Here is a 22,308-nt window from a genome sequence, read left to right on the forward strand (position 1 = left end):
CCCCGCGTTTTCAGCGCGTTTTCAGTGAAAGGGCTGCCACGACGTCCCGGCCCAGGGCATGCAGCTCCCTCTCGTCGCGGGCCGGAAGGAGCCTCCTCAGGCCTTTCCACACCTGCTCGTACTGCTCGTCCTCGATGTACCGGGCATTCAGCGCGCAATGCGCCGCCAGCGCGCGCAAGGGCCACTCCGTCTCCCGGTCCGGGGCCTTGTCCGCCGTCGCCGTCAGACCCGCGACGAGCCGGTGCTCCTCGCTCCGGCTGCAGTGGCCGACGGCCAGCCGGAGAACGTCCTGCCACTGTTCCTCCGCCGCGTGGAGCAGTAATTCGTCCAGGCAGTCGCTCTCCTGGAGTTCCTTCGCCGCGAGATAGTCCTGGAAGGTGCGGTGGATGAACTGGATCGAATCCGGTGAGCGCTCCTGGAGCAGCCCGCTGCGGTTGAGCAGGTGCGTCAGAACGGCATGGGCCGTGCCCTGCGCCCGTACGCGGCGCAGGCCCCGCAGCGCCGATTCGAGCTGGCGGACGGCCTGGGCGCGCGTGAGCTCGGCGCGGCCGTTCCGCACCAGCCAGACCGCGATGCGCTGCAGCAGCTGACGGCCCTCGTCCGCCGTGAGTTCGATGCCCTCCGGCTGATGAATGCGGCGGTGGATGTCGCGGGTCGCCAGCATCAGGTTCAGCGCGGCGCTGTAGAGGTCCCAGCGGGTCTCCGGGAGGAATCCGTTGCGCTGCCGGTGCAGGGCGCAGATGACGGCGCACAGCAGCGGTGTCCGCGCCAGATCGCGGAGTACGTCGTTGCGCCGGAATTCCCGGTCGAGCTCGCGTTCGAGCGCATCGAGCCGTTTGCGCTGGCGTCTCGCCCAGTGCTCGTCCGCGTATCTGTCGCATTCCAGCCGGGCGGCCCTGTGCCACGCGCCGGTGAACGACTGGATGTCCTCGTCGCCCAGGGGGAGCAGCCGCAGCTCCTCGAAGCCCTCCTGTTCCAGCCAGTCGCTGCCGACGGCCAGGGGGCGCACGGTGACCAGGCAGCGCGTCCGCGGATACATCCGCAGGAGCCCGGCGAGCCACTTGCGGGCCAGCTCGCGGTCCGCCTGCGGGATCTCGTCCATCCCGTCCACCAGCAGCAGCCCGCGGCCCGCGTCCAGGACGCGCCCCGCCCAGCCGTCGGGCGGCCTGTCGACCGGCAGGCGGGCGATCTTGGGGAGCTGGGACGGGGTGGGAGAGGTGATGCCCCGGGCGGCGAGGCTGCGCATGGGGACCACGAAGGGGATCAGCCCGTCGAGCTCGGCCAGCTGCGCGGGCAGGGTGCGGCACACGGCGTGGGAGGCCAGCCACCACACGAGGGTCGTCTTGCCCGCGCCCGCCTCGCCCCGCAGGACGGTCCGCGGGCGCGAGCCGAGGAGGTCCTCGATCCGCCCCCGGGGCTCCGGAGGGCCCGGCCGCGCCGCGGGCGAGCACTGGGCCTCCAGGCTCAGGTAGGCCGTGTCCAGGTCCCAGTCGCCCGAGCTCAGCTCGTCCAGACCGAAGATCTCCAGCCGGCTGTACGCGGCCTTGACCGCCTTCGCGTACGCGGGCTCGTAGGCCAGGTCCTCGGGATAGGCGGAGGAGATCTCCTCGAACTCCGGCGGGTCGGGCCAGTGCTCCAGCAGGGCCTTCCGGAAGCCGGGCTCGTCGATCACGGCGGTCAGCGGCACCGACTCGATGGACGAGTGCTGCCAGCCCAGCGGGTCCCCGCTCGCGATGCCGATCAGCAGCGGGCCCGCGAACACCGGCCCGCCCGACAGGCCGGCCCAGGGCGAGCCGTCCGGGACGGGTGCCGGGGGGTGGTGGTCGGCGTGCAGGACGTACCGGCCGCGCATCCGGCCCGACAGGGGCATGAGGGTGCCGGGGATCTGTGCGGCCTCCAGCTCGCCGGGCCCGTACCGCTGGACCTGCGGAAAGCCCAGGACCTGGCAGCGCGGCATCGGCTGCCAGCCGGCGCACTTGCCCCAGCGCAGCGGCGGCGGGAGCCCGAGGGGCGCCGGGAACCTGAGGGGCAGCACGGGCCTGCGGGCCACGAGGAGCGCCACGTCGCACGCATCCGGGTCGCCCGACCAGACGACGTCACAGGGAACGGGCCCGTCGCCGTCCGGTGCGGCGACCTCGACCGCGTCCCCCGCATCGAACAAATGCGCGCTCGTCAGCACCAGCTCCGGCGTCAGCAGCACCCCGCTGCCCTGCCGCGTGCCCAGCACGGCCACCAGCCGGTCCTCGGCCGACGGGATCGGCGCTCTCGCCCGGCCCACCGCTACTGCCCGGAGGACCCGAACCGCGACACCCCGCCCGGCCGCTCGTTGCCCACGCGCCAGCTGCCGCCCGTGCGGGTGTCCCTCGGCGTCAGGGTGAAGGAGACCTTGTGGGTACGGGTCGAGCCGCGCGACGCCTCCGCGTCCGCGCTGACCACCCAGGCCTTCACCCCGCCCGAGCCCTTGGCGTCCTTGCGGATCTCGACGGTGAACTCCATGGCGATCTCGCCCACGTCGAAGGCCAGGTCCTGGCCCGCGCCCCGGGCCGCCGCCGAGGTCAGCCCCTCCCGCACCGCCTGGACGGCATCCGCCAGCTCCACCTCTTCGAACCCGCTGCTCATCGCTCCACCCCCGGCCCCGGCGGCCGCTGCGCTGCGTGCGCGACCGCTGACCGGGAGCGTACCGCTGCGGCCGGGACTTTGGTCCCGGAACCGGGGAGGCCGAATGTCCTTCGGCGGTGACACCCGCCATAGGGCGTGGGTCACGTACTAAGGGAATTAGCAGTCGGCGCGGCCCTCATTTACCCGGAAAAACAGAGGGAATCGCTGGTCAGGGCGGCATGAATTACCTCCCCGTCGCTACGGCATTCGTTAGTAGAGGCCGTCCTTGGCAGGGCGGCGAATGCGGGTTACCAAGGTATGGCGATCCCGGTCCGCAGCCGGGACCTGTTTATGCCTGGAGGTTTATCCGTATGTCGAAGCGCACCGCTTTCCGTAACCCGAGCAAGACCGTTCTCCGTACCCGCGTCGCCGTCGTGGCAGCCGGCCTGGGAGCCTCGGTCGCGCTGGGTTCCGGGGTCGCGCTCGCAGCCGACACCACCGCCTCGGTGAGCGAGTTCCCCGCGTTCGCGTCCCTCGCGACGCTGGACGACTCGCTGCACAAGCAGGCCGAGACGCAGCTGAAGGTGGCGGAGAAGGAGAAGCAGAACGCCGAGCAGGCCAAGCGGGACGCGGCCGAGCGCGCCGAGGAGGCCCGCAAGCAGGCCGAGGCCTCCCGTAACCGCGCCGACGCCTGGGTCGCGCCCCTGGCCGAGTACCAGGTCGGCCAGCCGTTCGGCAAGGCCGGCAAGATGTGGGCCGCCAAGCACAGCGGCCAGGACCTGGTCGTCGGCAGCGGCACGCCCGTCATGTCCGTCCACGGCGGCACCGTCGTCAAGGCCGGCCCGAACGGCGGCGGCGACGGCCCCGCGTACGGCAACGCCATCGTGATCAAGCACGACGACAACACGTACTCCCAGTACGCCCACCTCTCGCAGGTGAAGGTCTCGGTCGGCCAGAGCGTCAGCACCGGCCAGGTCATCGGCCTGTCGGGCTCCACCGGCAATTCGTCCGGCCCCCACCTGCACTTCGAGATCCGCACCACCCCGAACTACGGCTCCTCCATCGAGCCGGTCGGCTTCCTGAAGGCCCACGGCGGGTCCCTCTGAGCCGTCTGATCCATCGGATCCACCGGGAGCCGGTGCACCGCGACACGCGGTGCACCGGCTCCTGCTTTTACGGTGGTAATGCAGCGCAAAAGCCGGTGATCGGAGCGCGTCATGATCAAGGGAATTGCCATCACCACCGTCTGGGTCCTCGACCAGGACCGGGCGAAGGATTTCTACACGGAGAAGCTCGGTCTAGAGGTCCGGACCGATATGACCATGGGCGGCGAGAAGGGAATGCGCTGGCTCACGGTGGGCGCCAAGGACCAGCCGGACGTCCAGCTGACGCTGATGGTCCCCGGCCCGCCCGGGCTCGACCCGGAGTCGGCGGAGGCCATGAAGAAGCTGGTGTCCAAGGGCGTGCTGGGGGCCGGGGTGCTGAGCACCGACGACATCCACCGCGACTACGAGACGCTCAAGGCCAGGGGCGTGGACTTCCTGCAGGAGCCCCAGGAGCGGCCGTACGGCACGGAGGCGATCCTGCGCGACGACTCCGGCAACTGGTTCTCGCTGACGCAGCGCAACGAGCAGCTGGACCTCGACAAGAACTGGGGCGAGTGCGTCGACCCGATGTGACGCCCGTGACGCCTGTGAGGCCCGTGAGGCCCGTGAGGCCGCGGCGGGAGCGTCGGGCGCGCTAGTCCGGCACCTGGATGATCGGGAACGTCCCCGTGCTCGTCGGCGCCGACTCCGGCAGCCACAGCACCGCGATGGCCCCCGTGCCGCCCTCGACCTCCGGGTCGGCGTTGCGGAAGGTCAGGCGTGCGCCCAGCACCCGGGCCTGCCCGGCGGCGATGGTCAGGCCCAGGCCGTGGCCCTTGCCCGCCCGGTCCTTGCTGCCCGTGCGGAACCGGCTCGGCCCGTCCTGGAGCAGCTCCTCGGGGAAGCCGGGCCCGTGGTCGCGCACGCGCAGGACGCGCCCCTCGACGGTGACGTCGAACGGGGCCTTGCCGTGCTTGGCGGCATTGGCCAGGAGATTGCCGATGATGCGCTCCAGGCGGCGTGGGTCCGTGGAGACGTAGGCGTCCCGGGCGACCCGTACGCGGGCCTCGGGCTCGAACGTGCGGACCCGGCGTTCGACGAACTCGCCCAGCAGGATCTCCTGCATCTCGGCGCGCTCGGCGAAGCCGTCCAGCCGGGCGACCTCCAGGACGTCCTCGACGAGCGTGCGCATGGCCTGGGCGCGGTCGCGGACGAGCTCGGTGGGCCGGCCCGGCGGCAGCAGTTCGGCGGCGGTGAGCAGGCCGGTGACGGGGGTGCGCAGCTCGTGGGCGATGTCGGCGGTGACGCGCCGCTCGGCCTCCAGGCGGCGCTGGAGCGCCTCGGCCATGCCGTCGACGGCGCGGGCCAGGTCGTCGGTCTCGTCGCGGACGCGGCCGCCGATGGCCTCGCGCACCCGCACCTCGGAGTCGCCGTCGGCGAGCTTGCGGGCGGCCGTCGCGGCCTTGCGCAGCCGGCGGGAGAGCTGGTCGCCGATGAGGATGCCGAGCGCGCAGCCGCCGAGGACGACGGAGACCGAGCCGATGATCAGCGCCTTGTCGAGCGCGTCGATGATGGAGAACCGGTCCTTGAACCGGGTGTGGATCGAGAGGATCTTGCCGTTGCGGACCGGCACCGAGGCCCAGACCTCGGGCGAGCCCTTGCCGCCGGAGTCCTGCAGGAACGTGGCGCGCTGGCCGATGGCGGCGGCGTCGCGCAGCGGCTTGGGCAGCGTGGGGTCGTCGAGCTTGGCGTGCAGCATCAGCCGGCCGGTGTTCTCGTAGTACCGCTGGGCGATCTGTACGCGCTCGTCCATGACGTCGCGGCTGTTGTCGAGCATCGACAGGCGGGCGGCGTTGTGCACGACGAGGCTGAGCGCCACCGCGACCAGCGCGCTGACGCCCGCGATGGCGAGGCTGACCTTCCAGCGCAGACCGGAGCGGAGGGCGAGCTTCACCACGAGCCGGTCCCCGCCGGGTCGGTCGAGCCGGTCCCCGCCGGGTCGGTCGGGCCGCTCCCCGCCGGGCCGCTCCCCGCCGGGCGGATCGCCGTCGGGCGGGGCACCACGGGGCGGATCACCATGGGGTGGTCACCCTCGTCACCCTCTGAGCTTGTAGCCGAAGCCGCGGACCGTCTCGATCCGGTCCTGGCCGATCTTGCCGCGCAGCCGCTGCACGTGGACGTCGACGACCCGGGTGTCGCCGCCCCAGCCGTAGTCCCACACCCGCTCCAGCAGCCGGTCGCGGGAGAGCACCGTGCCGGGCGCGGCGGAGAACTCCAGCAGCAGCCGCATCTCGGTCGGGGTCAGCGCGACGGGCACGCCGCCCTTGCGGACCTCCATGCCGTCCGTGTCGACCTCCAGGTCGCCGAAGCGCAGCACGCCGCCCTCCAGCTCCTCGGGGGTGTCGGCCCCGGCGGCGCCGTTCGGCCCGCTGGCGTGCCCGAAGCGGCGCAGCACGGCCCTTATGCGGGCGACGAGCACGGCGCCGTCGAAGGGCTTGGTGACGTAGTCGTCGGCCCCGGCCTCCAGGCCCAGGACGACGTCGATGGAGTCCGCGCGCGCCGACAGCATGATCACGGGGACGGTCGACTCGTCACGGATCCGGCGGCAGAGGCTGACCCCGTCCAGGCCCGGGACCATGACGTCGAGCAGCGCGATGTCGGGCTTGCGGGCGCGGAACTTCTCCAGCCCCAGCAGCCCGTCCGGCACCGCGGTCACCTCGAAGCCGTCGCGCTCCAGTGCCAGCTGGGTCGCCTCACGGATGACGTCGTCGTCCTCCACGAAGAGCACATGCGTATCGGCCACGCTGCCCTCAGCCCTCCGTCCCCACGCTGGGGAGATCGCCCTTGTCGGTGTTGCCGACCTTGCTGTAGTCGGTGTGCGTGCGACCGGTCTCCCGGAACTCCGTACCCGACCAGTGGTACGTCATGACATCTTCGCCCGAGGCGCAGCAGACCGCGTCACCGGGGCCGTAGACCTGCTTGGTGACGCGGAGGTCGCGGCGGTCGATCTCGGAGTAGACGGGCGCCTGCTCGATCATGAACACGTTCTCGTAGGAGCCGTCGCTCTTCGCACGGTACACATACGAGCCCACGCCCACGGAATCGCCGCACGTGAGGATGTTGACGATGATGTCGTCGCGGCTGCCGTCGGTCAGCTTCCCGTAGATCACGTCCAGCGGGTACTGGTTCTTCACGCACGGCTTCAGGTCCTTCTTGACCTGGCTGCCGATCTTCGGATCGTTCTTGATCAGCTTTACGGCGTCGATCTTCTCGTGCGGCCGGTCCGCCGTCGCCGAGGCCGAGGGCATGCGGGTCGGCTTCGCCGCGGACTGCGTCTGCGCGGTGCCTTCCTTGCGGACGCCCTCGCTGCCCGCATCGCATCCGGCAAGCAGAAGACCGGCGGCCGCGGCCAGAGCTGTGACCGTGCCGCCGGTGATCAGAACCGGCCTGGGGGGAGCCGCCTTTTTCAGGCTGCGCACCGTTCCTGCCCCCGCTCGTTGCGCTCGAGGGCGTGGAAGTCCAGGTCGCGGCTCTCCAGCTCCTGGCGCAGCCGGGCCAGGGCCCGGTGCAGCGTGCTCTTGACCGTGCCGGTCGACATGCCGAGCGCCTCCGCGGTCTCCTCGGTGCTCATCTGCTCCCAGTGTCGCAGCACGACGACGCTGCGCTGCTTGGGCGCCAGGACCCCGAGGACGTCCATCAGCAGGGCGCGGTCGGCGTGCTGCTCCGTGCTGTCCTCGACGCTCGCGTCGGGGAGCTGCTCGGTGGGCACCTCGTCGAGCTTGCGGGCGCGCCACCACTCCGTACGAGTGTTGATCATGACACGGCGGAGGTAGGCGTCGGCCAGCGACTTGTCCGCTATGCCTTCCCAGCGGCCGTAGGTGCGCACCAGTGCGGTCTGGAGGAGGTCCTGTGCGTCGATGGGGTCCGGCACGAGACGGCGGGCGCTGCGCAGGAGGGCGTCCTGACGGTTGCGCACGTACTCCTCGAAGTCCAGAACCTTGCCGCTGCTGGCCATCTCGCAGCCTCCATTCCGCTTGCATTCCCCGCGTCACGCTGGTGGTCTCCCAGCACGGGTAGGACGCTACGGAGGAGCTGTTGCGACGTGATGTGCGGCAGCACTGCGGCAGGTGCACAGCTGTCCATAGGTTGTGTAACAGCGGTGCGGGAGCAGGGGCGGTAGGGCGTGAAAAGGGGGCTCTGTCCTGTTCGGGAGCCCCCTTCGCGGTTACGTGAGCGGCAGCCGGTACCTGCCGTCGGCCAGCGGCTCCACCAGGCCGTCCGCCACCAGCCCGTCCAGCGCACGGGCCCGCTGCACCGGCTCGTCCCACACCGCGTCCAGCGCCACCTGCGGTACGGGCTCCAGCGCCTCGCGCAGCACCGCGAGCAGCTTGCCGCGCACCTGCCGGTCCGTCCCCGCATACGTCTGGCCGCGGCGCGGCGGGCCGTCGTGCGCGGGGGATCCCGCGGCGAGCCAGGCGCACCGGCCGGCGATCGGGCAGCGCCCGCAGACCGGCGTGCGCGCCGTGCACACCAGAGCGCCGAGCTCCATGGTCGCGGCGGCCCAGCGGGCGGCCACCGGCTCGCTCTCCGGCAGCAGCGCCCGGGCCAGCTTGCGCTCGGCCGCGGTGGTCGCGTTCGGCGGGTACTGCGCGCCGCTCACGGCGCGCGCGAACACCCTGCGCACGTTGGTGTCGAGGACCGCGTGCCGCTGCCCGTAGGCGAAGGAGGCCACCGCGGCCGCCGTGTACTCGCCGACGCCCGGCAGCGCCAGCAGCCTGGCGTGGTCGCGCGGCACGTCGCCGCCGTGCAGCTCCGTGATCGCCGTAGCGGCGGCGTGCAGCCGCAGCGCCCGCCGCGGATAGCCGAGCCGGCCCCACGCGCGCACCGCCTCCCCGGGCGGCTCCGCCGCCAGGTCCGCCGGGCGCGGCCAGCGCGCGAGCCACTGCTCGTAGACGGGCAGCACCCGGCTGACCGGCGTCTGCTGCAGCATGAACTCGCTGACCATCACGCCCCAGGCGCCGGCTTCGGGGCGCCGCCAGGGCAGATCGCGGGCGTTCGCGGCGAACCAGTCGATGACCGGGCCGTGGAGCTCCACGGGAAGGGGCTCGGAGGAGGACTCGGAACGGGTGGTGGTGCGGTCTGTGACAGTCATGGCGCTTCCGATCCTGGCACGGCCGCGCACGACGGAGAAACGCGCCGGGCCCCGTTCCCCTGACTTTCGTCCGACTTTCGTCAGGGGTGCGCGGACGGGCTCGGCTTGTACCGTCGGACCGGTGAGCCGCCGCACGATCACCGCCCCGTTCAGGGCCCTGCCCGACGCCCTGCTGTGGGCGGTGCTCGCCGTGCCCGGCGCACTCGCGGACCTGACCGGCGTGAACGCGCCCCGGCCCTGGTGGCAGAGCGCGGGCGGCGCGGCCGTCCTCGCCGTCGCCGTGGCCGTCTCCCGGGCCCGTCCGGTGCTCGCCCTGGCCCTCGCCGCCGGACTCGGGCTCGCCACATCCCCCTCCCTCTTCACGCTCTCCTACGGGCCCGCGCTCTCCGTCCTCGCCTACCTGCTGGGCCGCCGCTCGGCCGCCGCCCGCCCCGCGCTGTACGCCTTCCCGGCCGTCGCGGCCGCCGGCACGCTGCTCGTCCTCGCCCGCGACGTCGACCCCGTCGTCGAATGGCTGGTTCTGACCGGCACGTTGCTCTTCGGCGCGGTCTTCCCCTGGCTGGCCGGCCGCTACCGGCGCCAGGCCCGCGAGCTCGTCGCCGCGGGCTGGAGCCGGGCGGCGCAGCTGGAGCGCGAGCAGGAGATCGTCGCGGACCGGGCCCGGCTGCGGGAACGCACCCGCATCGCCCAGGACATGCACGACTCCCTCGGCCACGAACTGAGCCTGATCGCCCTGCGCGCCGGGGCCCTGCAGGTCGCACCCGGCCTCGACGCGGCGCACCGGGCGGCCGCCGCGGAGTTGCGCGGGGCCGCGGCGTCGGCGACGGACCGGCTCCGCGACATCATCGGCGTCCTCCGCGAAGCCGGCCCGGCCGCGCCCGCGCCGCTGACCCCGCCGGACGACTCGCTCCGCGCCCTTGTGGACCGCGCGGCGGCCTCGGGCCTGCCCGTACGCGCCCGGCTGCCGCGTGAGACGGCGCTGCCGCCGCTCGTGGAGCGGGCCGCGTACCGCGTCGTCCAGGAGGCGCTGACGAACGCGGCCAAGCACGCGCCGGGGGCGGAGGTTTCGGTAACCGTGGAGAGTGGGGCGGGCGGGGCGGGGGAGACGTCGGTGACGGTCGTGACCGGCCCGGGCCCCGGCCCCACGGTTGCCTCCCCGGCACCCGGAGGCGGTACGGGCCTGCTGGGCCTGCGGGAGCGGGTGGCGCTCGCGGGAGGCGAGTTCAGGGCGGGACCTTCCGGGGACGACGGGGGGTTCGAGGTGAGCGCGCGGCTGCCGCACGACCCGGGGCTCCGCCCCGCGCCCCGGCCCTCGGCGGCCGGACGGGCCGGGCAACCGGCGGGCCTCGCACAGGCTCACCGCACGGCCCGGCGGCGGTTCGCCGTCCCCTTCGCCGTCGCGGCCGCCGCCGGCGCCGTCTTCGTCTCCGCGGCCTTCGGCTGGTACGCGTACATCAAGGGCCACTCGGTCCTGAAGCCCGCCGACTACGCCGCCTTGCCCGTCGGAGCGCCGTACGCCGACGTCGCCCCGTTCCTGCCGGACCGGCAGGTCGCCGACCCGCCGGCCGACCGGGCCCCGGGCGTCCCGCCCGCCGGCGCCGAGTGCCGCTACTACCGGGCGAGCGGCGAACTCTTCGTCAGCGTCGAACATTTCCGGCTCTGCTTCCGCGACGGGCACCTCGTCGACAAGAGCCGCATCCCGCGCGCCGGGACCTCCGGCGTCGTGCAACAGGAAGAGAAGGAGTGGCTGCGGTGAGCACCGTCAGAGTCCTCGTCGCCGACGACGAGGCGATGATCCGCGCCGGAGTCTGCGCGATTCTGTCCGCCGACCCCGGCATCGAGGTGGTCGCGGAGGCGGCGGACGGCCACGAGGCCGTCGAAGCCGCCCGCGCCCACCGCCCGGACGTGGCGCTCCTCGACATCCGCATGCCCCGCCTGGACGGCCTCGCCGCGTGCGAGGAGATCCGCCGGAGCGCGCCCGGCACGGCCGTCGCGATCCTCACCACCTTCTCCGAGGACGCCTACGTCTCCCGCGCCCTGGGCGGCGGAGCCACCGGCTTCCTCCTCAAGTCCGGCGACCCCTACGAACTGATGGCCGGTGTCCGCGCCGTCGCGGACGGCGGCGCCTACCTCTCCCCGAAGGTCGCCCTGCACGTCATCGCCGAGCTCGGCGGCGAGCGCCTGACGCGCGGGGCCGCCGCCCGCGCCCGGATCGCCGGGCTGACGGCCCGCGAGCGCGAGGTCCTCGCCCTGCTGGGCGAAGGACTCTCGAACGCGGGCATCGGCCGCCGCCTCCACCTGGTGGAGGGCACGGTCAAGGGCTACGTCAGCGCGGTCCTCGACCGGCTGGGGGTCGGCAACCGGGTGCAGGCCGCGATCGTCGCCCACGAGGCGGGGCTGGTCACCGGTTCGGCCGTGGGCTGACCGGCCCCCCGATTGGTCGGCCCCGGCCGGACGCGGTGGAATGAGGTCATGAGCGATACGGAGCAGCGGCCGCCACGCGAGATCCGGGCGGCCCTCGACGCGCACTCGACCCTCACCCTGGCCTACGCGGACGAGGACGGCCCGCAGGCGTGCGCGGTGCTCTACGCCCTCGCCGGGCCCACCGAACCGGCCGGACCGCCCGGCGACGACCCCACCGCACTGCTCTTCGTCACCTCGGCCACCACCCGGCACGGCCGCGCCCTCGTCGCCGCGAGCACGGGCGACCCGGGCGCGGGCGCCCGGGTCGCGTTCACCGCCCAGCGCGACGGCCAGGTGTGGACGGCCCTGACGGGCCTTCAAGGCCGCGGCACCTGCCGCCGCCTGGAGGACGCCGAGCGCGAGGCCGGGTGGCGCGCGTACAGCGAGCGCTTCCCGTACGTCGACCACAACGACCGGCTCCGGCAGGCGATGGAACGCACCGACCTGTGGGAGCTGCGCCCCGACTGGCTGCGCCTGATCGACAACGGCCAGGGCTTCGGCCACAAGACGGAGTGGACGCGCCCCACGGCGTGAGGCCCGCGGCCCTCGTGCCCCGGGGAGCCGTGCCCGGGCACGGCCCCTGCTTCCTGCCCTCTGCTTCCTGCCCCCTGCTTACGCCCGCACCAGCATCCGCAGCCGCCCCCGCCCCGCCCGGTCCACGAGCGAGGTGGCCCACCGCGCGAGCAGCAGCCCGCCCAGGAGCGCCACGGCGGCGCCGAGCAGGAGACCCACGGCCACGTCGTGCGGGTAGTGCACGCCGAGGAAGACCCGCGAGAAGGCGACTAGCAGGGCCATGGGCAGCACGGCCCAGGCGAGCACCCGCCGGGCGAGGACGATCCCGGTGGCCAGCGCGGCCGCGAGCGTCGCGTGGTTGCTGGGGAACGACCAGTCGCCGTGCGGCGGGCAGGGCGCGAGCGAGGCGACCGCGCCCCGGACCGCCCGGCACGGCCGCTCCTCGTCCACCAGGCTCTTGACGATCTCGCTGATCCCGTAGGCGACCGCGGTCGTGACCGGTACGAGCAGCGCGAGCGCGACGCCGCGCGCCCCCGTCCGCCTGTTGCGCCACCAAACGGCGACGGCCACGGCCATCAGCAGCAACAGCCCGGCCTCCGTGCCGATTTCCGCAAGGCTGTGCACCCACTCCGGTGTGGAGCGGGCGAATTCGGTGACGTCGCGATAGAGGTCGTTGTCCACGGTGTCCATGGTTCCGGGAGCCTACGGTCCGTCACTTCGGCGCCACACCGGGCTATCGGCAGGCAGTCCATCCGACTTTCGTCAGGCGGCGGACCGCGAAAACCGCCTGACGGCGGACCGATGATGCGAAAATCCGGCACCCACCCGGCGGGTATGGGCTGGTGCCCCCGCCGATGTCTCGTAGAGTCTTCGCGTGGGATCTCTGCGCAATCCGATCGGGCCGCTTCCCTCCTCCATCTATTGGCGGCGGAGGGCAGTTGCGCTTGGCCTGCTCGGCCTTCTCGTTCTCGTCGGGCTCTGGTTCGTCACCCTGGGGGGTGACGGTGGCTCAGGTGATGACCAGGGCAAGGGCTCGGACGGGAAGAACCCGGCCGACAACACCACCATCACGCCCGGACCGGTGCCCTCCGGCCCGCACTTCAGCCAACGCCCCGGTGGGCGCGGCGAGTCGGGCAGTGGCGGCACGGGCGGCGGCTCCGGTGACGGCCGCTCCGGCGGCGGCGCCTCCGGGACCGGCGGTTCCGGTGCGGGCGGCGGCGGGACGACGGGCACGGGCGGCGGCAGCGGAGCCCTCGGCACCGGCGACGGCAAGGCCGTCCCGGCCGGCTCCTCCCTGCCCGACTGCGGGCCCGGCTCGGTGCGGCTCGCGATCCGCAGCGTGAAGGACTCCTACGGGCCCGGCGAGAAGCCGAAGTTCGAGATCGTCGTGAAGAACTCCGGCGGAAGTGCCTGCAAGGTGAACTTCGGTTCCACCGCCGCCATTCTGAAGATTGCGCATATCGACGGCGACGACCACGTGTGGGCCTCCGACGACTGCCCCCGGGCCGCGGGCGCGGTGCTGGTCGAGCTCCCCGGTTCGGGCGAGACGAAGCGCACGGTGGAATGGGACCGCAAGCGCAGCGCCCCGCGCTGTGCGACGCCTTCCGGCGAGGGGGCGGCGGGCGCCGGTAAGTACCGGGCCGAGGTCAGGATCGCGGGTGTCACCGAAAAGGTGGAATTCACCCTGGAGAAGGCCTGACGAAAAGGGTTGACGACCGGGCGTGCGGCCGCGCCGCCCGGCCGTTCGACCCGGGTGCGGCAGGAGCCGTACGGCCGATCCGTCCTGGACGGGGCGTTCGAGGGCCCGGCCCTCGGGCGCAGGGGCCCCTCAGACGTAGCGTTCGAGGATCGAGGACTCCGCCAGCCGCGACAGCCCCTCGCGGACCGAGCGGGCGCGGGCCTCGCCGACGCCGTCGACCGTCTGCAGGTCGTCCACGCTGGCGGCCAGCAGCTTCTGCAGCCCGCCGAAGTGGTCGACCAGCCGCTCTATGATCGCGCCGGGCAGGCGCGGCACCTTCGCCAGCAGGCGGTAGCCGCGCGGCGAGACCGCCGAGTCCAGCGTCTCCGGGGAGCCGCTGTAGCCCAGGGCGCGCGCCACGATGGGCAGTTCGAGCAGCTCGGGGTGGGTGAGGGCGTCCAGCTCGGACAGGGCCTCGGGGACGGTGCGGGTGCGCTTGGCGGTCGGCTCCGGGACGTAGTCCCGAACTACCAGGTCGCGCTCGGGCTCGACGCCCGCGATCAGCTCGTCCAGCTGGAGGGAGAGCAGGCGGCCGTCGGTGCCGAGCTCCACCACGTACTCCGCGATCTCCGTGGCGATGCGGCGCACCAGCTCCAGGCGCTGGCAGACCGCGGTCACGTCGCGGACGGTGACCAGATCCTCGATCTCCAGGGCGGAGAGGGTGCCGGCGACCTCGTCCAGCCGGAGCTTGTAGCGCTCCAGGGTGGCCAGGGCCTGGTTGGCCCGGGAGAGGATCGCCCCGGACTCCTCCAGCACGCGCCGCTCACCGCCCACGTACAGCGCGATCAGGCGCATCGACTGGCTGACGGAGACCACGGGGAAGCCGCACTGGATGGAGACGCGCTGCGCCGTGCGGTGCCGGGTGCCCGTCTCCTCGGTGGGGATCGACGCGTCCGGCAGGAGCTGCACGCCCGCCCGCACGATCTTGGTGATGTCCTTGTCGAGGATCAGGGCGCCGTCCAGCTTGCAGAGCTCGCGCAGGCGGGTGGCGGTGAACTCCACGTCCAGGACGAAACCGCCCGTGCACATGGACTCCACCGTCTTGTCCATGCCCAGGACGATGAGACCGCCCGTATTGCCGCGGAGGATGCGTTCGAGGCCGTCGCGCAAGGCCGTGCCGGGCGCGACGGCGCTCAGCGAGGCGCGCATCAGACCGTCGGCACCGGAGGAACCCCCGGCCTTGCCGGGGCCCGATGCCCGGTCGTTGGCTGCCACTGCACTCCTCCGGTCGCAAGGTCAACGGTGCCGCAGGCCGCCCTGCTTTCCGTACGTACGGGCGAGACCAGGGCAAAGTCTACTGGCGTATGCGGGCGTCCAGCCTATTCGTCCAGCCTATTAAAGAGGGCCCCCACCCGCTTGGACAGGGCTCTCCCCGGCTCGGTCGTCCGACGCGGCCCTGCGCCGGTTCTCCCGGGGTACCCGCTTGGGCAGCACTCGAAGCGCCTCGCCTATGTCCGCCACCTCCACCACGCGCATGCCGGCGGGCACCTTGCCGGGGTCCCCCGGGACCAGCGCGTGGGTGAAGCCCAGCCGGGCCGCCTCCGCCAGCCGCCGCTGCACTCCGGTGACCCGGCGGACCTCGCCGGCCAGGCCCACCTCGCCGATCGCCACCAGGTTCTTCGGCAGCGGGGTGTCGCTCGCGGCGCTCGCCAGGGCCAGCGCCACGGCCAGGTCCGCGGCCGGCTCGGAGAGCTTCACGCCGCCCACCGTGGCACTGTAGATGTCCCGCTTGCCCAGCGCGCTGATCCGGCCCCGCTGCTCCAGCACCGCCAGCATCATCGACACCCGCGAGGTCTCCAGGCCCGAGGTGGTGCGGCGGGGCGAGGGGATCTGCGAATCGACCGTCAGCGCCTGCACCTCGGCCACCAGCGGGCGGCGGCCCTCCAGCGTCACCGTCAGGCACGTGCCCGGGACGGGCTCGGCGCGGCGGGTGAGGAACAGGCCGCTCGGATCGGCCAGACCGGTGATGCCCTCGTCGTGCAGCTCGAAGCAGCCGACCTCGTCCGTCGCCCCGTAGCGGTTCTTCACGCCGCGCACCAGGCGCAGCCGCGCGTGCCGGTCGCCCTCGAAGCTCAGCACCACGTCGACCAGGTGCTCCAGCAGGCGCGGGCCCGCGATCGCGCCGTCCTTGGTGACGTGACCGACCAGGAGCGTGGCCATGCCCCGCTCCTTGGAGGCCCGGATCAGCGCGCCCGCCACCTCGCGCACCTGCGCCATGCCGCCCGGGGCGCCGTCGATCTCCGGCGAGGCCACCGTCTGCACCGAATCCAGGATCAGCAGGGACGGCTTGACGGAGTCGAGGTGGCCCAGCACGGCGGCCAGATCCGTCTCGGCCGCCAGATAGAGGTGGTCGTCGATCGCACCGATGCGGTCCGCGCGCAGGCGCACCTGGCTCGCGGACTCCTCGCCCGTCACATAGAGCGTGCGGTGCTCCTCGGACGCGGCCTTCGCCGCCACGTCCAGCAGGAGCGTGGACTTGCCGACGCCCGGCTCGCCCGCGATCAGCACCACCGCACCGGGCACGAGCCCGCCGCCCAGGACGCGGTCCAGCTCGTCCACACCCGTGCTGCGCGCCGTGGCCTGGCGGCCGTCGACCTGGCCGATGGGCAGCGCGGCCGAGGAGACGCGGCCGGGCGCGGTCGTCCGCACGGCGGGCGCGCCGTACTCCTCGACCGTGCCCCACGCCTGGCACTCGGGGCACCGGCCGAGCCACTTGACGGTGGTCCAGCCGCACTCGGTGCAGCGGTAGGAGGGCCGGTCCTTGGCGGACGAGCGAGAAGTGCGGGCAGCCATGCGAGCCACCGTAGCGGGGGCCACTGACATTCCGGGGCCCCCGTCCGGCGCAGGACGCGCAGGGCTCCGTCCATTACCAGAACCGCGGAGCCGCCTGTTTCTGCGGTCCGGCGGGGCTTCCCCCGCAAACACAGGGGGGACAGCGCAGCGGTGTCCCTATTTTGTGGGAGAACGTCACCCGAATGGGTTAAACCTGCGTCGGCAGTGGCAGCAACGGCCCGTCACCCGCCTACCGTCGCCGGGATGATGACCAGGAGGCCAGAGCACCGACCGCATGCCACCGGCGCGCACCGCGCACACCGCGGTGCGCCGCGCGATGCCCGCCCGCCTCGGGACAATCAGCACGCGCAGCAGGCGTACGAGGAGCAGCCGGCCGGCGAGGATCGGCCGGGCCGCGAGGCCGCGACGTCCGCCGCGGTGGCCGGGACGGCCCGCATTCCCGTCGTACCGCCCGGCCCGCACGACACCCTCGCCCAGCAGCCGCCCCTCCGGTACGACCCCCACCTCGACGGGCTCTTCACCTACTGCCTGTCGGTGCTGTGCGAGCACGACGCCGCGACCGCCGCCCTGGGCGAAGCCCTCGCCCTCGCCGAGAAGCGGGCCGAGCGCGCCCCCGCCGACGAGGAACTGCGCCGCTCCTGGCTCTACGCACTCGCCCGCTGGGCCTGCCTGCGCCGGCTCGTCGCCCCGGAGGACCCGGACGCCCCGGGCTCCGAGCCGCCCGCCCCGCCGGATTCGTACCGCCGGGCCGAGCTCGCGCTGCTCGCCTGGCCCGAGGCCGCCGGGACCACCGCCGAGCAGCGCGAAGCGCTCGAACTGGCCGTCCGGCACGGCCTGACCGCCCCCGAGGTCGCCGCCGTCCTCGGCCTGGAGACCGACGCCGCGCGCGCCCTGATGTCCTCCGCGGCCTGCGAGGTCGAGCGCACCCGGACGGCCCTGGCCGTCGTGGAATCGGGCCGCTGCCCGGTCGTCGCCCGCTTCACGGGCGACACCCAGGTGCTGCTCGGCGCCGCCCTGCGGCGCGAGCTCGTACGGCACGTCGACGACTGCGCCGACTGCCGCCGCACCGCCGAGCGGTCCACCGCCGGCGAGCCCTGGCCCGGTACGGCCGCCTCCTCGGCCCCCCTGCCCCTCCTCCAGGCGCCCCGGGCCGCCGCGTACGCCGCCATGCTGTCCGCCGTGAGCGCGGGCCGGCAGCGCGGCGCCCAGGCGCCCGCCGCCCCCCGCTTCGACCGGCGCGGCTACCCCGTCGACCCCAAGGACCGCACGGCGCGCCGCAGCCGCCTGCGCAGCCGGGCCGTCACCACGACCGTCGTCGCCACCGTCATCGCCGCGCCCGTGCTCGCCCTGTGGGCCGCGTGGCGCAGCGCGCCGGAGACGGGGGAGACGCGCCCGGACCCCGCGGCCGTCTCCGCGAAGGAGACCGGCGCCGTCGGCGAGCGCCCCTACCGGGGACCGGGGCCCGCCCCGCGCCCCGCCGGCACGGGCACCACGCCCGGGCGTGTGGTCACCGGGGTCTCGGTGGCGGTCATCGGGCCGGACGGCAGACCCGTACCGCCCCCGCGGTCCGGCACCGCCCCGCCCTCCCCCGCGGGCGGTGCCTCCCCGGTCCCCGCGCCGCCCGCCGCCCAGGCGCCCGGCCCCGGCCGGCTGACCGTCGCGGCGCAGCCCAGCGGCACCGCCACGGTCGTCACGCTGACGGCGAGCGGCGGGCAGGCGGTGGTGTGGTCGATGACGGCAGACGCGCCGTGGCTGCGGCTGAGCCGGCCGGGCGGCGTGCTGCAGCCCGGGCAGTCCGTGACCGTGGTGATCGAAGTCGACGGCGAGCGGGAGCCGGTGGGCCCGTGGCGCGCGCGGGTCACCGTCGCACCGGGCGGCACGACGATCACGATCGAGGGCCGGGGCCGCCCGGTGGTCTCGTCCCCTGCGGCGACCCAGCCTCCGGCGACGCCGGCAGGCACGCCCCCCGCGTCGCCAGGGGCGGCGACGCCGCCGTGAGTCCGACGGCCTGGCGCTCGTACGGCACCGCCGGACTGCAACGTCGTGGTTGGGCGCCGTTGCGGCGGGGATGGATTGCCGGACCGGCACGGGCATCCGCCCCGCTCGTATCCAAGGGCGCCCGCACTCTTGAAGCCGCCGCAGCGGTGCGCAACCACGATGCCGCAGCCCGGCGGTGCCGGACCGGCCCGCAGGCCTTCGGGGCGGCGGCCCGCCGCCGGGCGCCCCGGGACTACGGGCGGGCGTCCGCCGGATGCGGAGCCATCGGCAGCAGCGCGGCCAGCCGCTCCTCGCAGAGCTCGACCAGCCGCTCGTAGGCCTCCTTGCCCATCATTTCCGTGAGCTCCGGCCGGTACGTCACGTACACCGGGTCGCCGGCGCCGTGCGCCGACGTCGCCGAGGTGCACCACCAGTGCAGGTCGTGGCCGCCCGGGCCCCAGCCGCGGCGGTCGTACTCCCCGATGGAGATCTGCAGGACGCGCGTGTCGTCCGGCCGGTCGATCCAGTCGTACGTCCGCCGTACCGGCAGCTGCCAGCACACGTCCGGTTTGGTCTCGAGCGGCTCGCGGCCCTCCTTCAGGGCCAGGATGTGCAGCGAGCACCCCGCGCCGCCGGCGAAGCCCGGCCGGTTCTGGAAGATGCACGAGCCCTTCCAGCGGCGCGTCTGGCGGTCGCCGTCCTCGTCGAGCTGGGTCCAGCCGGAGTCCGTGCCCACGTCGTGGAACTGCCAGATCTCGGGCGTGAGCCGCGCCACGTGCCCGGCGACCCGCTGCTCGTCGTCCTCGTCGGAGAAGTGCGCGCCCAGCGTGCAGCAGCCGTCGTCGGCGCGGCCGGCCTGGATGCCCTGGCAGCCGCTGCCGAAGATGCACGTCCAGCGGGAGGTCAGCCACGTCAGGTCGCAGCGGAAGACCTGCTCGTCGTCGGCCGGGTCCGGGAACTCGACCCAGGCGCGGGCGAAGTCGAGCCCGACCTCGTCGGAGACCTCCGGCCGCTCCGCCGGGGCCGCCGCGTTCTTCGAGGTCACCGAGGTGCTGGAGGAGGTGCTGGAGGCCGCGCCGGAGCGGTCGCGCTTTTTGCCCTGCTTGCCCTGCTTGGCCTTCTTCGTCTTTGCCACCCCACAAGCCTATGCGCCCCCGGCCCCCGCAGTAGCGTTCAGGCCATGAGACTCGGTGTCCTCGATGTGGGTTCGAATACGGTCCATCTGCTCGTGGTGGACGCGCACCCGGGCGCGCGCCCGCTGCCCGCCCACTCCCACAAGACCGAGCTGCGCCTCGCCCAGCTCATCGACCAGGACGGGGCGATCAGCGACAAGGGCATAGACCGCCTCGTCGCCGTCGTCCAGGACGCCCTGCAGGCGGCCGAGGACAAGGGCTGCGAGGACGTCCTGCCCTTCGCCACCTCCGCGGTCCGCGAGGCCTCCAACGCCGACACGGTCCTGGCCCGTGTGCAGAAGGAGACCGGCCTCACACTGCCCGTCCTGACCGGCGACGAGGAGGCGCGCCTGACCTTCCTGGCCGCCCGCCGCTGGTTCGGCTGGTCGGCCGGAAAGCTTCTGGTCCTCGACATCGGCGGCGGCTCCCTGGAGATCGCCCTCGGCCTCGACGAGGAACCGGACGCCGCGGCCTCCCTCCCCCTCGGCGCCGGCCGCCTCACCACCGCCTGGCTGCCCGGCGACCCGTCCGACCCCACGGACGTCCGGGCCCTGCGCCGCCACGTCCGGGCCCAGATCGCCCGCATCGTCGGCGACTTCGTGCGCCTCGGCCCGCCCGACCGCGTCGTCGCCACCTCCAAGACCTTCAAACAGCTCGCCCGCATCGCCGGCGCCGCCCGCTCCACCGAGGGCCTCTACGTCCAGCGCGCCCTCAGCCGCCGCGCCCTGGAGGACTGGGTCCCCCGGCTCGCCACCATGACCACCGCCCAGCGCGCCCAGCTGCCCGGCGTGTCGGAGGGCCGGGCGCACCAGCTGCTGGCCGGCGCGCTGGTCGCCGAGGGCGCGATGGACCTGTTCGGGGTGGACGAGCTGGAGATCTGCCCGTGGGCGCTGCGCGAGGGCGTCATCCTGCGCAGGCTGGACCACCTGCCGACGCCGAGGGAGAACTGACCCGCCACGGCTGACCCGCCACGGACCCGCCACGGCTGACCCGCCACTGACCCCGCCACGGCTGACCCGCCACATCGGAGGTACCCGCACGCCGTACGAGAGGCGGTCGTACGCTGTCCCTCGTGACAGAGCCAGTGGTGCGCATCCCGGATGCGAAGGTCGCGCTGTCCACGGCCTCGGTCTATCCCGAGTCGACGGCGACGGCCTTCGAGATCGCCGCACGCCTGGGCTACGACGGTGTCGAGGTCATGGTCTGGACCGACCCGGTCAGCCAGGACATCGAGGCGCTCCGCCGCCTCTCGGACTACCACCAGGTGCCGATCCTGGCCGTGCACGCACCCTGCCTGCTGATCACCCAGCGCGTCTGGTCGACCGACCCGTGGGTCAAGCTCCAGCGCGCCCGGGCGGCCGCCGAGAAGCTCGGCGCGAGCACCGTCGTCGTCCACCCGCCCTTCCGCTGGCAGCGCGGCTACGCCCGCGAGTTCGTCCGCGGCGTCTGGCGGATGGCCGACGAGACCGACGTCCGCTTCGCCGTCGAGAACATGTACCCCTGGCGCTACCGCGACCGCGAGATGCTCGCCTACGCGCCCGACTGGGACGTCACCAAGGACGACTACCGCCACTTCACCGTCGACCTCTCGCACACGTCCACCGCCCGGACGGACGCCATCGCAATGATCGACCGGATGGGCGACAGGCTCGCCCACGTCCACCTCGCCGACGGCAACGGCTCCGCCAAGGACGAGCACCTCGTGCCGGGCCGCGGCAAGCAGCCCTGCGCCGAGCTGCTGGAGCGCCTCGCGACCCGCGGCTTCGACGGCCACGTGGTGATCGAGGTCAACACCCGCCGCGCGATGTCCGCAGCCGAGCGCGAGGCCGACCTAGCCGAGGCCCTCGCCTTCACCCGGCTGCACCTGGCCTCGCCCAGCCGCGTGCCGCGGCCGTGAGCGCGGCAGCGGCGGGCGGTGCCGGTGCCGGAAGCGGTGCCGGTGCCGGCGGTGGTGCCGGAGCCCCCAGGCGGCGCGGCCGGCCCGCCCGGACGGACGCGGGCAGCGGCCCCGGCGCCCGCGAGCGCATCCTCGCCGCCGCCCGCGCCGAATTCGCCGAGCGCGGCTACGACAAGGCGTCCATCCGCGCCATCGCGAGGGGCGCGGACGTCGACCCGGCGCTCGTCCACCACTACTACGGCCCCAAGGAACAGATCTTCGCGGCCGCCATCGCCACCGACTTCGCACCCGCACTCGAAGCGCCGGACGTCGTCCAAGCCGGCGGCCCGGACGACCTGGGGGAGCGGCTCACCCGCTTCATCCTCGGCGTGTGGGAGAACCCGGACACCCGCGAACAGCTGCTCGCGATCGTCCGCTCGGCCGTCGCCAACGAGACCGCCGCGGCCGTCTTCCGCGACCTCGTCACCACCCGGCTGATGGCCCGCATCGCGGGCGAGCTCGACATCCCGGACCCAAAGCTGCGCTCGGAGCTGGCCGCGGCCCACCTCGTCGGCGTCGCCATGCTGCGCTACGTGATCAAGGTCGAGCCGCTGGCGTCGGCGGACCTGGAGCAGGTGATCGGGATGGTGGCGCCGGCGGTGCAGCGACACCTGGCGGGGGACGCGTAACGGCGCCCGGTGGGGCAGGGGCAACGGCGCCCGGCGGCGGACGCGTAACGGCGCCCGATGGGGCAGGGGCACGGCGCCCGGCGGGGGATGCATAAGCGCGCCCGGCCGGGCAGCGGCAACGGCTCCTGCGCCGCGGATGTGCGTCCCGGCCTGCACTGCGGACGCGCGTCTCACATGGCGGAAAAACTGTCCGCCCCCTGGAGGGCGGGCGTAGGCTCGAAGGACGCCGACACGTCGATACGCCGACGCGGC

Annotated in this window: 21 protein-coding genes; 10 read left to right on the forward strand and 11 right to left on the reverse strand. The window is 73.8% G+C overall.

Going from position 1 to position 22,308, the window contains the following annotated elements; translation table 11 throughout:
* Nucleotides 1-10: 10 nt before the first annotated feature.
* Both AS857_RS25915 and AS857_RS25920 read right to left on the reverse strand, forming a co-directional pair.
* The gene (locus AS857_RS25915; RefSeq protein ID WP_144440895.1) at nucleotides 11-2,278 is read right to left on the reverse strand and encodes a serine protease; all 2,268 of its coding nucleotides are present in this window, start codon (nucleotides 2,276-2,278) and stop codon (nucleotides 11-13) included.
* A gap of 2 nt (nucleotides 2,279-2,280) precedes the next feature.
* Nucleotides 2,281-2,619, reverse strand: coding sequence for a trypco2 family protein (locus tag AS857_RS25920; RefSeq protein ID WP_058045643.1), 339 nt, complete (start codon nucleotides 2,617-2,619; stop codon nucleotides 2,281-2,283).
* 350 nt (nucleotides 2,620-2,969) lie between these two features.
* Here AS857_RS25920 and AS857_RS25925 point away from each other — a divergent pair, with 350 nt between their 5' ends.
* A complete protein-coding gene (locus AS857_RS25925; protein ID WP_058045644.1) occupies nucleotides 2,970-3,704 on the forward strand; it encodes a M23 family metallopeptidase in 735 nt (244 codons plus the stop codon).
* A gap of 111 nt (nucleotides 3,705-3,815) precedes the next feature.
* Nucleotides 3,816-4,277 carry a VOC family protein gene (locus AS857_RS25930; protein WP_058045645.1) on the forward strand — a complete coding sequence of 154 codons (462 nt, stop codon included), beginning with the start codon at nucleotides 3,816-3,818 and terminating at the stop codon, nucleotides 4,275-4,277.
* A 61-nt stretch (nucleotides 4,278-4,338) separates the two neighbouring features.
* On the opposite strand, the gene cseC is transcribed toward AS857_RS25930, so the two are convergent.
* The 5 genes from cseC to AS857_RS25955 all read right to left on the reverse strand — a co-directional run bounded on the left by cseC (nucleotide 4,339) and on the right by AS857_RS25955 (nucleotide 8,835).
* Nucleotides 4,339-5,640 (reverse strand): two-component system sensor histidine kinase CseC, encoded by a 1,302-nt coding sequence (cseC, locus tag AS857_RS25935; protein ID WP_058045646.1) that lies wholly within the window; start codon nucleotides 5,638-5,640, stop codon nucleotides 4,339-4,341.
* 138 nt (nucleotides 5,641-5,778) lie between these two features.
* A complete protein-coding gene (gene cseB / locus AS857_RS25940) occupies nucleotides 5,779-6,486 on the reverse strand; it encodes a two-component system response regulator CseB (protein ID WP_058045647.1) in 708 nt (235 codons plus the stop codon).
* 7 nt (nucleotides 6,487-6,493) lie between these two features.
* Complete coding sequence (locus tag AS857_RS25945; protein WP_245700515.1) at nucleotides 6,494-7,162, reverse strand: LppP/LprE family lipoprotein; 669 nt, start codon at nucleotides 7,160-7,162, stop codon at nucleotides 6,494-6,496.
* On the reverse strand, nucleotides 7,150-7,698 hold the full coding sequence (locus AS857_RS25950) for a SigE family RNA polymerase sigma factor (protein WP_058045648.1): 549 nt from the start codon (nucleotides 7,696-7,698) through the stop codon (nucleotides 7,150-7,152). The genes AS857_RS25945 and AS857_RS25950 overlap by 13 nt, the downstream gene beginning before the upstream one ends.
* A gap of 210 nt (nucleotides 7,699-7,908) precedes the next feature.
* Nucleotides 7,909-8,835, reverse strand: coding sequence for an HhH-GPD family protein (locus tag AS857_RS25955; RefSeq protein ID WP_079110625.1), 927 nt, complete (start codon nucleotides 8,833-8,835; stop codon nucleotides 7,909-7,911).
* Between the two features lie 121 nt (nucleotides 8,836-8,956).
* Between AS857_RS25955 and AS857_RS25960 the strand changes: the two genes are divergently transcribed.
* The 3 genes from AS857_RS25960 to AS857_RS25970 are packed head-to-tail and all read left to right on the forward strand — an operon-like array spanning nucleotide 8,957 to nucleotide 11,832.
* Nucleotides 8,957-10,591, forward strand: coding sequence for a sensor histidine kinase (locus AS857_RS25960; protein ID WP_063804360.1), 1,635 nt, complete (start codon nucleotides 8,957-8,959; stop codon nucleotides 10,589-10,591).
* A 35-nt stretch (nucleotides 10,592-10,626) separates the two neighbouring features.
* Nucleotides 10,627-11,259: a response regulator gene (locus AS857_RS25965; RefSeq protein WP_058047058.1), complete on the forward strand. Its 633-nt coding sequence runs from the start codon at nucleotides 10,627-10,629 to the stop codon at nucleotides 11,257-11,259.
* A 48-nt stretch (nucleotides 11,260-11,307) separates the two neighbouring features.
* Complete coding sequence (locus AS857_RS25970; protein WP_058045649.1) at nucleotides 11,308-11,832, forward strand: pyridoxamine 5'-phosphate oxidase family protein; 525 nt, start codon at nucleotides 11,308-11,310, stop codon at nucleotides 11,830-11,832.
* A gap of 78 nt (nucleotides 11,833-11,910) precedes the next feature.
* Here AS857_RS25970 and AS857_RS25975 read toward each other — a convergent pair whose 3' ends face one another.
* On the reverse strand, nucleotides 11,911-12,501 hold the full coding sequence (locus tag AS857_RS25975) for a phosphatase PAP2 family protein (RefSeq protein WP_058045650.1): 591 nt from the start codon (nucleotides 12,499-12,501) through the stop codon (nucleotides 11,911-11,913).
* A gap of 184 nt (nucleotides 12,502-12,685) precedes the next feature.
* Here AS857_RS25975 and AS857_RS25980 point away from each other — a divergent pair, with 184 nt between their 5' ends.
* Nucleotides 12,686-13,510 carry a hypothetical protein gene (locus AS857_RS25980; protein WP_058045651.1) on the forward strand — a complete coding sequence of 275 codons (825 nt, stop codon included), beginning with the start codon at nucleotides 12,686-12,688 and terminating at the stop codon, nucleotides 13,508-13,510.
* 129 nt (nucleotides 13,511-13,639) lie between these two features.
* Here the strand turns inward: AS857_RS25980 and disA are convergent, their stop codons facing one another.
* Together disA and radA are read right to left on the reverse strand one after the other, a co-directional pair.
* The gene (disA, locus tag AS857_RS25985; protein WP_058045652.1) at nucleotides 13,640-14,764 is read right to left on the reverse strand and encodes a DNA integrity scanning diadenylate cyclase DisA; all 1,125 of its coding nucleotides are present in this window, start codon (nucleotides 14,762-14,764) and stop codon (nucleotides 13,640-13,642) included.
* A 120-nt stretch (nucleotides 14,765-14,884) separates the two neighbouring features.
* Nucleotides 14,885-16,342 carry a DNA repair protein RadA gene (gene radA, locus AS857_RS25990; RefSeq protein ID WP_058045653.1) on the reverse strand — a complete coding sequence of 486 codons (1,458 nt, stop codon included), beginning with the start codon at nucleotides 16,340-16,342 and terminating at the stop codon, nucleotides 14,885-14,887.
* 243 nt (nucleotides 16,343-16,585) lie between these two features.
* Here radA and AS857_RS25995 point away from each other — a divergent pair, with 243 nt between their 5' ends.
* Entirely contained in the window at nucleotides 16,586-18,340 is a 1,755-nt protein-coding gene (locus AS857_RS25995; protein ID WP_144440896.1) for a BACON domain-containing protein, read from the forward strand.
* Nucleotides 18,341-18,572: 232 nt separating this feature from the next.
* Here the strand turns inward: AS857_RS25995 and AS857_RS26000 are convergent, their stop codons facing one another.
* Nucleotides 18,573-19,454 carry a DUF3109 family protein gene (locus tag AS857_RS26000; protein WP_058045655.1) on the reverse strand — a complete coding sequence of 294 codons (882 nt, stop codon included), beginning with the start codon at nucleotides 19,452-19,454 and terminating at the stop codon, nucleotides 18,573-18,575.
* A 45-nt stretch (nucleotides 19,455-19,499) separates the two neighbouring features.
* On the opposite strand from AS857_RS26000, the gene AS857_RS26005 reads away from it, so the two are divergent.
* The 3 genes from AS857_RS26005 to AS857_RS26015 all read left to right on the forward strand — a co-directional run bounded on the left by AS857_RS26005 (nucleotide 19,500) and on the right by AS857_RS26015 (nucleotide 22,056).
* On the forward strand, nucleotides 19,500-20,441 hold the full coding sequence (locus AS857_RS26005; protein WP_058045656.1) for a Ppx/GppA family phosphatase: 942 nt from the start codon (nucleotides 19,500-19,502) through the stop codon (nucleotides 20,439-20,441).
* A 122-nt stretch (nucleotides 20,442-20,563) separates the two neighbouring features.
* Entirely contained in the window at nucleotides 20,564-21,388 is an 825-nt protein-coding gene (locus tag AS857_RS26010) for a sugar phosphate isomerase/epimerase family protein (protein ID WP_079110629.1), read from the forward strand.
* Nucleotides 21,385-22,056, forward strand: a complete 672-nt coding sequence (locus AS857_RS26015) for a TetR/AcrR family transcriptional regulator (RefSeq protein ID WP_058045658.1) — start codon at nucleotides 21,385-21,387, stop codon at nucleotides 22,054-22,056. The genes AS857_RS26010 and AS857_RS26015 overlap by 4 nt, the downstream gene beginning before the upstream one ends.
* The last annotated feature ends 252 nt before the right edge of the window (nucleotides 22,057-22,308 follow it).

The organism is Streptomyces roseifaciens (assembly GCF_001445655.1).
Classification (GTDB): domain Bacteria; phylum Actinomycetota; class Actinomycetes; order Streptomycetales; family Streptomycetaceae; genus Streptomyces; species Streptomyces aureoversilis.

Excerpts from the sequence above, each read along its gene's own strand:
- AS857_RS25920 (WP_058045643.1), bottom strand. The coding sequence starts at position 2,619 with ATGAGCAGCGGGTTCGAAGAGGTGGAGCTGGCGGATGCCGTCCAGGCG.
- AS857_RS25950 (WP_058045648.1), bottom strand. The coding sequence starts at position 7,698 with ATGGCCAGCAGCGGCAAGGTTCTGGACTTCGAGGAGTACGTGCGCAAC.
- AS857_RS25930 (WP_058045645.1), top strand. The coding sequence starts at position 3,816 with ATGATCAAGGGAATTGCCATCACCACCGTCTGGGTCCTCGACCAGGAC.
- AS857_RS25925 (WP_058045644.1), top strand. The coding sequence starts at position 2,970 with ATGTCGAAGCGCACCGCTTTCCGTAACCCGAGCAAGACCGTTCTCCGT.
- AS857_RS25995 (WP_144440896.1), top strand. The coding sequence starts at position 16,586 with ATGATGACCAGGAGGCCAGAGCACCGACCGCATGCCACCGGCGCGCAC.
- AS857_RS25970 (WP_058045649.1), top strand. The coding sequence starts at position 11,308 with ATGAGCGATACGGAGCAGCGGCCGCCACGCGAGATCCGGGCGGCCCTC.
- AS857_RS26005 (WP_058045656.1), top strand. The coding sequence starts at position 19,500 with ATGAGACTCGGTGTCCTCGATGTGGGTTCGAATACGGTCCATCTGCTC.
- AS857_RS25975 (WP_058045650.1), bottom strand. The coding sequence starts at position 12,501 with ATGGACACCGTGGACAACGACCTCTATCGCGACGTCACCGAATTCGCC.
- AS857_RS25965 (WP_058047058.1), top strand. The coding sequence starts at position 10,627 with ATGATCCGCGCCGGAGTCTGCGCGATTCTGTCCGCCGACCCCGGCATC.
- radA (WP_058045653.1), bottom strand. The coding sequence starts at position 16,342 with ATGGCTGCCCGCACTTCTCGCTCGTCCGCCAAGGACCGGCCCTCCTAC.
- AS857_RS25955 (WP_079110625.1), bottom strand. The coding sequence starts at position 8,835 with ATGACTGTCACAGACCGCACCACCACCCGTTCCGAGTCCTCCTCCGAG.